Origin of the sequence: Lacticaseibacillus baoqingensis (genome assembly GCF_003946165.1) — a bacterium.
Lineage (GTDB): Bacteria > Bacillota > Bacilli > Lactobacillales > Lactobacillaceae > Lacticaseibacillus > Lacticaseibacillus baoqingensis.
In genome coordinates, this window is sequence record NZ_RHOI01000008.1 from 24,617 (window position 1) to 38,673 (window position 14,057).

The window sequence follows — 14,057 nt, forward strand, 5'->3', positions numbered from 1 at the left end:
TAGTTAACCCTTAGTTGATTTGCGGTAAGTCGGCCGTTGGCCAGCTAATTCCGCATGAAATTGAACGTAGTCGTTGTACCGGCTGGCCATCACGGTTTGTGCCGCTAAAGCTGCTTTCACCGCGCAGTTTGGCTCATTGATGTGCTGACAGCCGCGAAACTTACAATTTGGTGCCAACGCCGCAAATTCCGGAAAGCGATCACGCAAGGTCTCTAGCGACACATCGAGCAACCCCAGTGACGAAAAGCCGGGGGTGTCAGCGACCAAACCGTCAGCAGCTGGAAATAATTCAGTCGTTCGCGTCGTGTGGCGGCCGCGATTCAAGGCTTTTGAGATTTCGCCTGTCGCCAGCGTCAATCCAGGGACCAAATGATTGATCAGCGTTGACTTGCCTGCCCCGGTTTGTCCGGTAAAAATCGTCAACTGGTCTTTAAACGTTGCCCGCACCGCAGCCAATGTGGGTTCAGCAAATGGCGGTGTGCTCATAAAACTGCGGTAGCCGATCGCGTTATATCCAGCCAGCGCTTGTTTGATCTCCGCCAGCCGCGCAGCTGATACCAGATCCGTTTTGGTCAAATAGATCACCGCGCGGATCGCTTTGCCTTCTAAATAGACCAAGAAGCGGTCTAACAGATTCAAAGAAAAATCCGGCTCAGCGGCAGCCACCACCAAGATCGCTTGATCAATATTGGCCACCGGCGGACGCACCAAAGCATTGCGCCGGGAGCGCACGCCGAGCAAGTAGCCGCCTGCCGCCGGTGTCGCGCCTGGGGTGAATTCCGCCCAATCGCCCACTAAGGGGGTCATCTTTTGCTGGCGCATCTTGCCGCGCCCGCGCGTGCGATACACGCCGGTAGCGGTTTGCACGTCATAAAACCCGCTGATCTGGCGGATGATTCGCCCAACTTGGGTCTCACTCATATTGTCACTCCTTCTTCGCGTTAGTGGTTGCTGCTGGCGCTGCTGCTGCTGGCACTGCTGCTGGCGGCAGCAGGACCGCTGGAAACGACGATAGTCACGGCATCGCCGCTTTTGGCATTACTATTGCCGCTTGGGGTTTGACTGATCACGGTACCTGCAGGCACTGATTGTGAGCCTTGAGTGACCACTTGTGGTGACAGTCCGGCAGCATTCAAAGCCCCTTCAGCCGCAGATTGCGCTTGTCCGACCACATCCGGAACCGTCAACCCGGCGCTTTCATGGTCAGCCCCGGAATCAGAATCGGCATCCGGTTGGCTGCTGCTGCTTTGCGGTTGATCACCTTTAGACAACACCACGGCCACCGTGTCGCCGCGACTCACTTGAGTGCCGGCTTGCGGGCTTTGGCTGATGATCTCACCGCTAGCAACGCTATTGGAATATGCATCCGTGACGGTGATCGTCAAGCCCACTTCATTGGCATAAGTTTGCGCCCACACCAAACTGGTCCCGACTAAATTCTGTAGCGAAAAAGTGCTGGTGCCGCTGGAAACGGTGAAGATGATCGTCGTATCCATCGGGACCACTTTTTTGCCTTTAGCCACATCTTGCTTCAAAATCTTCCCTTTAGCAACCGTTTCACTGGAGGTTTTCACCGAACGCACCGTGAACCCTTTCTTACGCAGGTCTTTGGCCACGTCGGCATAAGGCTCTCCGGTGTAATCTGCCATGGTAAAGCGTTTGGGCCCGCGGCTCAACGTCACCGCCACTTGGCTGCCAGACTTCACGCTGGTATCGCGCCTGGGATCGCTGGCAATGATGCGGCTTTTGGCCACTGAATCTGAATAGGCTTGCGAGACTTTACCAAGTTTGAGATCGGCGTTTTTTAATGCTGTGGTGGCTTGGGCGGTGCTCATCCCCCGCAAATCAGGGATCTGCACATCGGCTTTCCCCCCAGAAAATGCCAACACCAACGCAATGACGATCAAGCCGGCAGCAATAGCCGCCGCAATAAACGGCCAGCGTTTCTTCAAGCCAGCCAAGCGTTGCGGCTTTTTAGTTTGGTCTGAACTGACAGCTTGAGCTTGAGCCGGTGCTACTTTTGCTGCATCCGCTGACAGATTCGGTAAGATCTTGGTTTCATCCAGATCATCGCCAGTCGGCTCGAACTTTGGCTCATGTGCCCGCTTAGCCGACAAGGCGGTTTTAAGATCACTGTTCATGGCATCTGCAGACGTATACCGTTCTGCCGGATCCTTCGTGGTAGCCTTTAAGACCACATTTTCTAACGCTTGCGGGATCCGCGGATCAAAATCGCGCACCGACGGCATTGCTTCTTGGAAATGTTTCAATGCGATGGATACCGCAGAATCCCCTTCAAATGGTACTGTCCCGGTCAACATCTCAAATAAAATGATCCCTAAAGCATAAATATCACTTTGCCTCGTGGGCATGCCGCCGCGGGCTTGTTCAGGCGACAAGTAATGCACTGAGCCTAACAGCGAATTGGTTTGGGTCATCGAATTATCAGATAATGCCACGGCAATGCCGAAATCTGAGATTTTCGCATTGCCGTCGCGATCGATCAAAATATTTTGCGGTTTGAGATCGCGGTGGATGATGTGATGATCATGCGCGACTTGGACGGCACTCAAGATCTGCCCCATGATCTCAATCACCCGCTGGTAAGGAATGGGAAAGTGCTCCACGATATATTTTTTCAGATCGCTGCCGGGCACATATTCCATCACTAAGTATTGTTGCCCATGACTTTCGCCGACATCGTAAATTGAAACGATGTTTGGATGCACTAATTCACTGGTCGCCATGGCTTCGCGTTGAAAGCGTCTGGCGGCATCTGGATCGTTTTGCAGATCTAAGCGCAGGACTTTTACCGCCACATCGCGATCCAAAATCAAATCGTGCGCCAAATAAACGTTGGCCATTCCCCCTTCACCAAGGGTCTGCTTTAATTGATAGCGCTCATTAAGGGTAAAACCTGGCTCGATCAATCTGCTTCCCTCCAATCTTGGTGAATGATCAACGCAGTAATATTATCCGGCCCACCAGCCGCGTTGGCTTCGGCGATCAAGGTCTCGGCTTTCGTGCCGATTGGCGTATGGTCGGCTAAGATCGCTGCGATCTGGGCATCTGAAACTTGGTTGGTGAGTCCATCAGAACATAACAACAGATAATCATCATATTCCATATCGTAGATCGTCACATCAGCATCGACATCATCTGACACCCCAAGACTGCGCGTGATCACATTGCGCTGAGGAAAGCGTTTCGCCTCTTCCGGCGTCAATTCGCCAGTCTTGACCAGTTCATTGACCAAGCTATGGTCTTCGGTGATCTGCACCAAGTGGCCATTACGATATAAATAGCCTCTTGAGTCGCCAATATTCGCGACGACAAACCGCGTCCCAGAAATGATCACCGCGACTAAGGTTGTCCCCATACCGGTGAGGTCCGTATACTTTTGCGCCTTTTCTAAGATCAAGCTGTTTTCTTTTTGGAGCTCAAAAACTAACCAGCGCACGATTGCTTCGATATCCACTGAGGCTGTTTTTTCAAACGCATAGCCAATATGCGAAACGGCCATTTCACTGGCCACATCGCCGCCTTGATGGCCCCCCATCCCATCTGCGACGATGGCCAAAGTTGCGGCAGCTTGATTGGCAAACACCCCAACATAGTCTTGATTATTTGGCCGTTTGCGGCCGATATCGGTTCGATAAGCGTATTCCATACTGACTCCTTTTAAACTACCCGACCACGTTAGGCGCGGCGTTGTAGTGCCGCAATGAAAAACCCATCCGTCCCATAATCATCTGGATAAAGCTGCAATGCCAATTCCCCATGTGCTTTTGCCAAAGGTTGGGCAGTCGGGGTCTTGATTTGAATGAATTCTGGATGTGCGGCTAAAAATGCGTCAATGACCGCTTGATTTTCCTCACGTACGATCGTACACGTGCTGTATGTCAATCGCCCGTTGATTTTCACTAAACCAGCCACTGAATTCAAAATCGCCAATTGGATCTGTGGCAAGTTGGTGAGATCTGCTGGCTGTTTTTCGTATTTGATCTCTGGTTTGCGCCGCATCAACCCTAACCCAGAACAAGGCGCATCCACTAAGACCCGGTCAAAACTTTGCGGTGCAAATTGGTCCGCTGCGTCGCGAGCATCCATCGCATAAGCATCGACTCGATCAGCCAAATCTAAACGGGCAGCATTTTCCGCGATCAACTTCACCTTATGCGGATGCAGATCCAATGCCGTCACTTTGCCACCCACTTGAGGATCAAGCATCTGGGCGATATGCGTCGTTTTCCCGCCAGGAGCGGCACACGCATCAAGCACTTGCATCTCTGGGGTCAATTCCATACTTGGGGCCACTAGCATTGAGCTTTCATCTTGCAGCGTATATAACCCGGCAGCAAATTGGGCTGTACCCGCCAAATGACCGCCAGGCGCGACTAACCCGTCTGCGGCGATCGCACTTGGTGTCATTTCCGCAAACTGCGCTTGCAGCTGAGTCAGCAGTGCCGCAGCGGTTATTTTGGTCGTATTCACCCGCAGCGAGGCACTGGCAGGCTGGTTGATCACCGCTAGAATACTGGCTGCTTTGGCTTCGCCTAATTGCGTCACTAATTTTTCGACCAGCCACACAGGCGTACTGCTGGCAATACTCAAGCGCTCTAAAGGATCGGCCAGCGTCTCAACGCTGGGTAACCCAACGCGCTGGATCTGCCGCAAGATCGCCGTGACGAACTTGGCGATGCCAGCATGGCCTTTTTGTTTAGCGATTTCCGTTGTTTCGTAAAAAATCGCACGCGTCGGCACTTTGTCCAAATAAACCATTTGGTAAACCGCCGTTTGCAACAATATCCGTACCCAAGGATCAAGCTGGCGTTTGCCGACAAATGGTGCCAAGTCGTAATCCAGCGTCAAACGGCGCTGAATGACGCCATAAACGATCGTCGTCAAAAGATGCGCATCGCGTACAGACAGGTCCGCTTTGCGCAGCGTCGCATCCAAAGTGAGATTGGAATAGCTGCCTTGCCGGGCCACTTTTTCTAAAATCGTGACTGCTAAAGCGCGTGGGTTACTTTTCGCCAATGATCAAATCTCCTTCTTGAATTGCCTGTCCTGCCCCGTTCAAATAGGCAGCAATGGTTTGTTTTGCCTTGCCAGCCGGCTGTAATTCATCGATGGCAAACACCGTTTGGGCCCCAGCAGCAACTAACAGCTGCTTTTTATGCCGTGCGACCACCGTTCCTGGCGCCGCCGTCGTCGTCAGCGTTTGCGGCGTGATCGCCCACAATTTGGTCCGAATACCATTCAACCAGACATACCCGCCAATCGCTGGGCGCAAGCCGCGCACCCACTGATCAAGCTGCTTTGCCGGCAACTTGATATCCAAATGCTCTTGCGCTTTGGTCAAAGTCGGCGAAAAAGTCACTTGATCCGGGTCTTGAGGGATCTTTTTCGCCGTTTTAGCAATGATCGCCGGTAAGGTGGCTAAAAGCAAATCGCGCCCGACTAAACTGAGTTTGGCAAACACGGTCCCAGTGTCGTCTTCACGAGTCAGCGGAATGGCTTTTTGCGCATACATATCCCCAGCATCCATTGCTTTGACCATTTCCATGATCGTCACACCGGTTTCTTGATCGCCATTGATCACACTGTATTGGATCGGCGCGCCGCCGCGATATTTTGGCAATAATGACCCATGCACATTCAACGCCGCAATTTTGGCCGCGTTCAAGAACTTAGTCGGCAAAAATTGCCCGTATGCCGCTGTGATCAGCAGATCTGGCGCTAAGGCGATCGCTTCTTCAAGCTCCGGGCTCCCAGATAACTTTTCTGGTTGCAACACCGGCAAGCCTAGTTGGACTGCGGCTTGTTTGACTGGGCTTTGCTGCAGCAGTTGTTTGCGACCCACCAGTCGATCCGGTTGAGTGATCACCAACTGGACATCATAGCGGTCGTTTAACGCGCTTAAGATCGGGACCGCAAATTCCGGGGTCCCTAGAAAAATCACACTTGTCATAATTGCCTCCGTTAAATAAAGTCTTGCGGTTCAGGGTCGATCGCCACTTGGAATCCGTTTTTGACACTGGATTGGGTTTCATCAAGGATCTGGGTGAGGACGGCACCTAAGTTGGGTTCATGCTTGTACTTGATCACCATTTGGTAAAAATATCGATTTTTCAATCGGGCAATCGCCCCAGGTGTTGGTCCCAACACCCGCGCATCCGGTGATAAAGCCGCAGTCACCTGTTGGGCCAGTGAATAAATCGCTTTGGCCGCTTTGGTTTCTGTTTGGTGGCTGACGGTCAGCTTCAAGGTGTAATAATACGGTGGATAATCACCGCGATGGCGAATGGCCATTTCGGCATAGAAAAAGCCTTCATAATCATGCGCTTGCGCGAAGCGGATCGCATAATGCTCCGGGTTAAAAGTCTGAATTAAGACCTCCCCAGGCTTATCGGCGCGACCGGCGCGACCCGCGACTTGTGTCAGCAGCTGAAAAGTCCGCTCGCTGGCGCGAAAATCGGGCAACCCTAAGCCGGTGTCGGCATTGATCACGCCCACTAAAGTCACATCAGGAAAATCCAAACCTTTAGCGATCATCTGAGTCCCTAGTAAAATATCCGCTTGATGTGCCCCAAAGGCTTTCAGCAGCTTGGCGTGACCGCCTTTGCGCCGCGTGGTGTCAACATCCATGCGTAACACCCGGGCTTGTGGCAGCAACTGGTTCAACGACGCTTCCACTTTTTGCGTGCCGGTACCATAATAGCGGATCTTTTTAGAGCCGCAGCTGGGACAAGTTTGCGGGATCGCTTCTTCGTGACCACAGTAATGGCAGCGCAGCGAATGGGTGTCCATGTGCAAGGTCAAGGAAATATCACAATTGGGACACATCACCTTATACCCGCACTCACGACACATGACAAATGCAGAGTATCCACGCCGATTCAATAACAAGACACTTTGTTCATGCCGGCTGACGCGCTTTGCTAACGCCGCCAGCAAAGGCGCAGAAAAGTCGTCTCGCCCCCCTTGTTGATAGGCTTGGCGCATATCGATCAAGTGTACCTGAGGCAGCGGCTGTTGATTGATGCGATGCGGCAGCCGTAATAGCGTGTATACTCCTTTTTCCGCGCGTGCCCGCGACTCTAAAGATGGCGTCGCTGACCCTAACACGACAGGGGCATGGGCACTTTGCGCACGATGCAACACCACATCACGGGCATGATAACGCGGCGCATCGGCTTGTTTATAACTGCTTTCATGTTCTTCATCAATAATGCAAATCCCGATATTGCGCAAAGGGGCAAAAGCGGCAGAGCGCGCCCCGACCACCACTTGGGCTTCACCGCGCTGGATCCGCCGCCATTCATCAAATTTTTCTCCTTCTGATAAGCCTGAATGCATCACCGCAACTGCCGCCCCAAAGCGGCCACGTACGCGTTGTACCATTTGGGGTGTCAAGGCGATTTCTGGCACAAGCATCAACGCCGTGCGCCCTTTTGCCAATGCTTGGGCAATGATCTGCAAATACACTTCAGTTTTTCCAGAACCTGTCACCCCTTCTAACAAAAAGGTCTTAGCTTGTTCAGCTGCCACCGCTGCGCCTACTGTTGCCACCACCGGCGCTTGTTCTGGCGTCAAAGGCAAGGCTGTCGTCAACGCTTGGTTGGCCAATTGTGGATATGGATCGCGATAGACTTCGCGGGCTTCTAAACGCAACCAACCAGCTTTAGCCGCTTGCGTCAGCTGCGTACGCGGGATGGTTTGTGTCACTTGTTTGACCGCTGGCGTTTCTGCACGCGTCACCCAAGTCATCAACGCATTGAGCAAATGGGCCTTTTGCTTCGCATTTTTGCGCAATTCAGTCAGTAACTGATCGTAATCTGCAATGTCTAAAAGCGGCACGACATGGTCTTCAGTTTTCACCCGGGCACGATCATGGGCGCGGTATTCAACCGTCAATTCACCTTGTTGGACCGCCTTCATCACGGGTGCTAAAGCCTGAGGGGTCAATTCTGCCAGCGCTAATTCGGCTTGTGCGCCTAACAGTTTCAGCGTCTGCGGGGAAGCCGTTGCACTAGCATGCACCCACTTGTCCGTATCAACTTTCAAACGCGCCGGCAACATCGTTTGAATACACGTGATCCAAAAAGCATAAGTCGTTTGCGCCAACCATTGTGACAATGCCAACAGTTCCGGGTTTAACACGGGCGCATAATCCAAGGTTGTCAAGATAGGCTTAAGCGTCCCAGCATAATCAGCATGCTGCGAAATAGCCACCACCATCCCGCTAACTTTGCGTGCGCCTTTGCCAAATTGCACCCACACCCGCATCCCCGGTTGAATCGTGTCACTTAACACCGCTGGGATCAAATAATCAAATGGTCGATCCGTTTGCATCGTCGGCACATCCACGATCACTTTTGCAATTTTTGGCACCGCATCACCCCATCATTGTCGCTAACATTTGTAAGATTTTCGCCGCGATCACCGTCTTAGGCGCTTCCGCAATCGCTTCAGGCGCTTGATTTGGCCGCATTAACCAAACCGCGTTGGTTTCTTGATCAAAGCCAATCCCTTGGCCAACGCGATTGGCGATCAACAGATCTGCATGTTTGGTTTGCAGTTTTTTAGCCGCATTGACCAAGACATCATCAGTTTCAGCGGCAAAACCCACGACTAATTGCGTCGTCTTTTGCCTCCCCAACCCAGCTAAGATATCTGGATTTTGCTCTAATTCCAAGGTCAACCCGGCAGTGGCATTGGGCTTTTTCAGCTTATGATCACTGACGGTTTTAGGCCGATAATCGCTGACCGCTGCAGCCATGATCACCGCATCGCAATCAGCAAACTGGTGGTCGACCGCCGCTTGCATTTCGACCGCGCTTTGCACCTGTTGGACTTGAATATTCGGCAGTACCGGACGCTTGGCGGTAGTCACCAAAGTCACGGCGGCACCAGCAGCAGCGGCAATATTCGCTAAAGCCGTGCCCATTTTGCCTGAGGAATCATTTGAAATGTAACGCACTGGATCTAGTCGTTCTCGCGTCCCACCAGCTGTGATCACTAAATGCTTGCCTTGCAAAAACGGTTTCGGCTGATAACTATCGATAAACACTTCGATCACATCGACTTCAGGCATCCGCCCAACCGCTTGATAGCCTTCAGCCAAAAACCCAACTGCTGGCGGCAATACGGCGACGCCTTGTGCGGTCAAATGGGCCACATTGGCTTGCGTTTGAGCATTCAGCCACATCTGATCATTCATCGCCGGCACCAATAGTTTTGGCCCATTGAACGCTAATAATGTCGTGGTCACGGCATTGTCTGCGATCCCAGCAGCAAGTTTAGCGATCGTATTGGCGGTCGCCGGTACGACGACTGCCATATCCATCCAGTGAGCCAATGCGACATGCGCAACATGTTCCGGCTGGGCAAACTCGTTGTGCTCAGTCAACACTGCATGTTTGCTCACAGTCGCTAATGTCCCTTCAGTCACGAATGCTTGCGCAGCCGGAGTCATGGCCACACGCACCGCATGACCAGCGCGCACCAGCGCCCGCACTAATAGCGGCACTTTATAAGCAGCGATCCCGCCGGTAACAAAGATCCCGATGTTTTGTGACGTCATTGTCCACACTCCCTTTGATTCCTCATTATACCAAAGAAGCATCTTGACTTCAGAGCAAACTCGCCATCAAAAAAGACCATGCGCGAGGATTCTCCTCGCGCATGGTCGCTTACTCAAGCTTATTCGTGATCGAGCTTTTCAGCATCGCGTTCCTTCAGCTTGGAAGCTGGATCGATGATCACATCACCGGCTGCCACTTCTTCAAGCGCTTGACCAACTGTCTTGTATGACTTATAACTGGACAGTGTTTTGATCCCATTGCCTTCAAGCTCATGTGCCCGCTTAGCGGCAAGCACAGCCAATGAGTAACGGGAAGGCACTTTGTCTAATAACTTATCGATAGATGGATAAATAATCATGAATAACGCTCCTTTATTTGCTCGATGAGACGCCATCAGCGTGTTTCAACATGGTCTTGTACCGGTCGATCACGCGCGGTACGCGCAAGTGTTCACTTTCGATGATGCGTTCGATCCGCTTAACGGCTAGCTCTACTTTATCATTGACGACAGCATAATCATAGTTGGCCATCATCGCGATCTCATCTGCCGCTTGTGTGATGCGCTTTTCGATCACGGCTTCAGAATCAGTTCCCCGACCAGTCAAGCGATGCTTTAGTTCGCTTAGATCTGGCGGCGTCAAAAAGATGAAAACACCGTCTGGACACTTTTCGCGCACTTGCATCGCACCTTTGACTTCGATTTCCAAAAGCACGTCACGGCCAGCATCCAGCGTCTGGTTCACATACTTTAACGGTGTGCCATAATAATTCCCGACATATTGCGCATACTCCAGCATTCCGCCATTGGCGATTTCAGCCTCGAATTCCGCCTTGGTGCGGAAATAATAATCAACGCCGTCAACCTCGCCAGGCCGCATCTTGCGAGTGGTCATCGAGATCGAATACTGAAAGTCTCGAAAATCATCTGCGAGCATGGCTTGCCGAACCGTTCCTTTACCGACCCCGCTTGGACCGGATAAAACGATTAGCATTCCCCGTTCTTGCATGCTTTAACCTCTTTCATCCTTATAGTGTTATTTTCCATTTTGCACTCTTTTTGACGAAATTTCAACCAGTCGCCGAAATTCTGTCGACGCGATCCATTCAGCCCCAGCTTGGCGGCCAGCCATGAGGGCTTTTTGCCGCGCCTTTTTTGACCAATCAAACATTTTGCCTAACCCAGCCGGCGGCAGGATATTAGGCACGGTTTCGGCTTGCGGCGTGGGTCCTAACCCACCAGCACCGATGGCAATGATCGCTGTCGCCCCCAACGCTTGGGCGATCGTCACTGGCAGATCATTACGGACCCCGCCATCGATATACCAGTGACCTGCGACCTTCACTGGGGCAAACCAGCCGGGTAAGGCACAACTGGCAGCCAACCAGTTTGCGGCATGTGCAGCTGACAACGTGACGACATGACTGCCTGGTCGACCCAGCGGTGTGCACACCGCTAAAGCCGGCCAGTTTGCTCGCCGCGGCAGCTGCGCCAACCGCGCCAGCACAGGGGCAAACGTACCTTTTGCATAAGGCAAGAGCCGGTTAGGGGCTGCTGTGAGCCACCATTGGCACAAAGCACTGGGCGCCAAGCGCGTCGTCGCCCAAGCGTTAACGGCACCAATCGAACTGCCGATCACAAATTGCGGCTGGATCAGCGGTGCCAAAGCTGACCAAACTCCGGCTTGAAAGGCCCCGCGCGCGCCGCCGCCACCAAAAACGATCGCTAATACCATTGACTTTCACTTCCGATCACCCAAATTTTTTTAAAAAGGGTTGCGTTTTAGAACGCGTGTTCGTATAATGAAGCTACAAACAAGCGTTCGGAGGGATTCTCATGGAATACAAAGCCCCAAAACTTCAATCCGTCAAAGACAACCTAATTGCTTCTTACCAGCAATTCTTCGGCTTAGAAACCCCGGCTTTGACCATGCCGGCAACTCAGATCAAACTTTTTACCCAACAGAGCTTGACCCGGCATTACCGCGTCGCGCTTTTTTTCCAGAATGAACCAGCTCCGACCGTCGGGACATTCATCCGCCAATTAGACCCGCAGCGCTTCTTACTCAAAGCATACCAAAGCAATGTGTACCGCGTCGTTGATTATGCACAGATCAGCTTCATCCAACGCGTATAATCGCCCCTGACAATCGTGCGCGCATCCGCCAGCCAATTTTAAACAAAAGCTATCAAGACAAGGACAAAAGTCCCGTCTTGATAGCTTTTTTGCATGACTTGCTTATGCTTGTGCGCGCAGTTGGGCTTTGGTTTGATCAGCCAAAGAGAGTAATTCTTCGGCATGCTGCGTTGCCAGTTCAGTCACCGTATCTCCTGCAATCATCCGTGCGATCTCAGCCACACGCTGCTTTCGATCCAGCCGCACCACTTGCGTCTTTGTGCGGCCTTTTTGGACGGCCTTTTGGATCAAAAACTCGTGATCACTCATGGCTGCAACTTGCGGTAAATGCGTGATACATAAAACCTGTGAATGTTTTGCGATCGTGGAGATCTTGTTGGCGATCGCTTGTGCCACTCGTCCTGAGACTCCAGTGTCGACTTCATCAAAGATGATACTGGTGACACCGTCAGATTTGGCAAAAATCGTCTTCAAAGCCAACATGATCCGTGACAATTCACCGCCACTGGCAATTTTTGCTAAAGGCTTGGCAGCTTCTCCAGGATTGGTTTGAATGTAAAATTCAACCTCATCGCTGCCTTCAGGACCCAAGCGTGCGCCGTTAAGCGGCGAGAAATTCACGGAAAACACCGTTTTTGCCATGTATAAGGCCGCCAATTGTTGATGGATCGCTTTAACCAATTCGCGAGCCGCTTTTTGCCGCGCCTGGCGCAACTGTTTTGCCAACGCCAGTAATTCATCGCGCTGATGCGCGACTTGTTGATCCAGTCCTTCTTCATCCGCTTCTGTCGATTGCATCACGGCTAGCTCTGCAGCAGCTTTTTTCCCGTAAGCGATGACCGCATCAATACTGTCGCCATACTTGCGCTTCAACTGCACAAACAGCTCCAGTCGTTTTTCGACTTCATCTAAGCGGCCTTCATCCCAGGACAGATCATCCACTTGGCGAGACAGCTCTGCTTGCACATCTTGCAGACTATAATACGCAGATTCCAGCTCCCCGGCAATATCGTGATACGCCCCATCAAGCTCAGCGATCCCTTGCATCGTCCGCATGGCTTCGGCCACTTGGTCAAGCGGATTCACTGTTTCATCTGCCAAGATCGCATAGCTGCCGTTAAGCGCAGCGGCGATTTTTTGGTAATTACTCAAGCGGTCTCGTTCAGCCAGCAAAGCATCTTCTTCACCCGCGTTGAGCTGCGCATTTTGGATCTCTTGCACCTGAAATTGTAACATGTCCAAACGCTGCGCCCATTCTTGTTCGTTGGCTTGTTTCTTATGCAATGCCGCTTGCGTTTTTTGATACTGCGCGAAGTGCTCATGATACTTGCTGAGCAAAGCCGCCACGGTGTTGCCGGCAAATTGATCAAGCAAGCCTAAATGCGATTCTGGATGGATCAGCTGTTGATGTTCATTTTGGCCATGGATGTCAACGAGCGTCTCACCGATTTCACGCAAAGTCGTTGTGTTGACCAAATGTCCATTAACGCGACAAATATTGCGGCCGCTAGCATAGATATCCCGCTGCAGCAACACGCTGTGATCATCACTCACCAGCCCATATTTCGTCAATACCTGGACCGTTTTGGGATTGCTTGTAGCATCAAACAACCCTTCAAGCGCTGCTTTAGTCGCACCCGTACGCACAAAATCTGCACTGCCGCGCCCACCAGCTAACAGGCTGACCGCATCGATAATGATCGATTTGCCCGCGCCTGTTTCCCCAGTCAAGGATGTCATCCCTTGGTCAAAACCCAGCTCAAGAGATTCGATAATCGCAAAATCATGGATCGCTAATTCTTGAAGCACGTCATCACCCCACCATCGCGTTAAACATGTCTAACACGGATGCTGCCGCCTCAGCTGACCGGCAAACGATCAAGATCGCGGCATCGCCGGCGATCGTCGCAAAGATCCGCTGATCTTCCAATTGATCGATCAAATTGCCGACAGCCGGTGCCGTGCCAGGATTCATCACCAGGTGGACAAACTGGTCCATCTTATCCCCATGACGAAAAGAAGCTGCGATCGTGCGCCGCAGCTTATCCAAAGGCGCCAATTGCTTTTCCGGCGGCATGCTGTAGCGATAATGGCCATTAGGCATCGGCACTTTCACGAGCTGCATGTCTTTGATATCCCGTGAGATCGTCGCCTGCGTGACCGGCACATCAAGCGCCTCTAAAGCCGTCACAAAGTCGCTTTGCCGTTCGATGACTTCATCTTGGATCAACTGGCGGATATACGCCTGACGTTCACTCTTTTGCATCATGTCACCCGCCTTATCTTAAGATACTACCAGCTTAACGCATTCTGCATAATTTGGCTAGTTTCTG

The 14,057-nt window shown here is 51.9% G+C and carries 13 protein-coding genes; 1 reads left to right on the forward strand and 12 read right to left on the reverse strand.

The window, feature by feature from the left end; translation table 11 throughout:
• Positions 1-3: 3 nt before the first annotated feature.
• The 10 genes from rsgA to EKM91_RS04755 all read right to left on the reverse strand — a co-directional run bounded on the left by rsgA (position 4) and on the right by EKM91_RS04755 (position 11,323).
• Positions 4-921, reverse strand: coding sequence for a ribosome small subunit-dependent GTPase A (gene rsgA / locus EKM91_RS04710; protein ID WP_125750524.1), 918 nt, complete (start codon positions 919-921; stop codon positions 4-6).
• A gap of 20 nt (positions 922-941) precedes the next feature.
• Positions 942-2,930 (reverse strand): Stk1 family PASTA domain-containing Ser/Thr kinase, encoded by a 1,989-nt coding sequence (gene pknB, locus EKM91_RS04715; protein ID WP_125750527.1) that lies wholly within the window; start codon positions 2,928-2,930, stop codon positions 942-944.
• Positions 2,927-3,670: a Stp1/IreP family PP2C-type Ser/Thr phosphatase gene (locus tag EKM91_RS04720; protein WP_125750531.1), complete on the reverse strand. Its 744-nt coding sequence runs from the start codon at positions 3,668-3,670 to the stop codon at positions 2,927-2,929. Before EKM91_RS04720 ends, pknB begins: the two co-directional genes overlap by 4 nt.
• 29 nt (positions 3,671-3,699) lie before the next feature.
• Positions 3,700-5,040: a 16S rRNA (cytosine(967)-C(5))-methyltransferase RsmB gene (gene rsmB / locus EKM91_RS04725; RefSeq protein ID WP_125750535.1), complete on the reverse strand. Its 1,341-nt coding sequence runs from the start codon at positions 5,038-5,040 to the stop codon at positions 3,700-3,702.
• The gene (fmt, locus tag EKM91_RS04730) at positions 5,027-5,974 is read right to left on the reverse strand and encodes a methionyl-tRNA formyltransferase (protein WP_125750538.1); all 948 of its coding nucleotides are present in this window, start codon (positions 5,972-5,974) and stop codon (positions 5,027-5,029) included. Before fmt ends, rsmB begins: the two co-directional genes overlap by 14 nt.
• Before the next feature lie 11 nt (positions 5,975-5,985).
• The gene (gene priA / locus EKM91_RS04735) at positions 5,986-8,397 is read right to left on the reverse strand and encodes a primosomal protein N' (RefSeq protein ID WP_125750541.1); all 2,412 of its coding nucleotides are present in this window, start codon (positions 8,395-8,397) and stop codon (positions 5,986-5,988) included.
• A 4-nt stretch (positions 8,398-8,401) separates the two neighbouring features.
• A complete protein-coding gene (gene coaBC, locus EKM91_RS04740) occupies positions 8,402-9,589 on the reverse strand; it encodes a bifunctional phosphopantothenoylcysteine decarboxylase/phosphopantothenate--cysteine ligase CoaBC (protein ID WP_125750544.1) in 1,188 nt (395 codons plus the stop codon).
• A 119-nt stretch (positions 9,590-9,708) separates the two neighbouring features.
• Entirely contained in the window at positions 9,709-9,948 is a 240-nt protein-coding gene (rpoZ, locus tag EKM91_RS04745) for a DNA-directed RNA polymerase subunit omega (RefSeq protein ID WP_125750550.1), read from the reverse strand.
• A 13-nt stretch (positions 9,949-9,961) separates the two neighbouring features.
• Positions 9,962-10,597 (reverse strand): guanylate kinase, encoded by a 636-nt coding sequence (gene gmk / locus EKM91_RS04750; protein ID WP_125750553.1) that lies wholly within the window; start codon positions 10,595-10,597, stop codon positions 9,962-9,964.
• A gap of 27 nt (positions 10,598-10,624) precedes the next feature.
• The gene (locus EKM91_RS04755; protein WP_125750556.1) at positions 10,625-11,323 is read right to left on the reverse strand and encodes a patatin-like phospholipase family protein; all 699 of its coding nucleotides are present in this window, start codon (positions 11,321-11,323) and stop codon (positions 10,625-10,627) included.
• Positions 11,324-11,424: 101 nt separating this feature from the next.
• Here EKM91_RS04755 and EKM91_RS04760 point away from each other — a divergent pair, with 101 nt between their 5' ends.
• Entirely contained in the window at positions 11,425-11,724 is a 300-nt protein-coding gene (locus tag EKM91_RS04760) for a hypothetical protein (protein ID WP_125750559.1), read from the forward strand.
• 102 nt (positions 11,725-11,826) lie between these two features.
• Here the strand turns inward: EKM91_RS04760 and recN are convergent, their stop codons facing one another.
• A complete protein-coding gene (gene recN, locus EKM91_RS04765; protein ID WP_125750562.1) occupies positions 11,827-13,533 on the reverse strand; it encodes a DNA repair protein RecN in 1,707 nt (568 codons plus the stop codon).
• A gap of 4 nt (positions 13,534-13,537) precedes the next feature.
• The gene (locus tag EKM91_RS04770; protein ID WP_125750791.1) at positions 13,538-13,990 is read right to left on the reverse strand and encodes an arginine repressor; all 453 of its coding nucleotides are present in this window, start codon (positions 13,988-13,990) and stop codon (positions 13,538-13,540) included.
• Positions 13,991-14,057 lie beyond the last annotated feature (67 nt).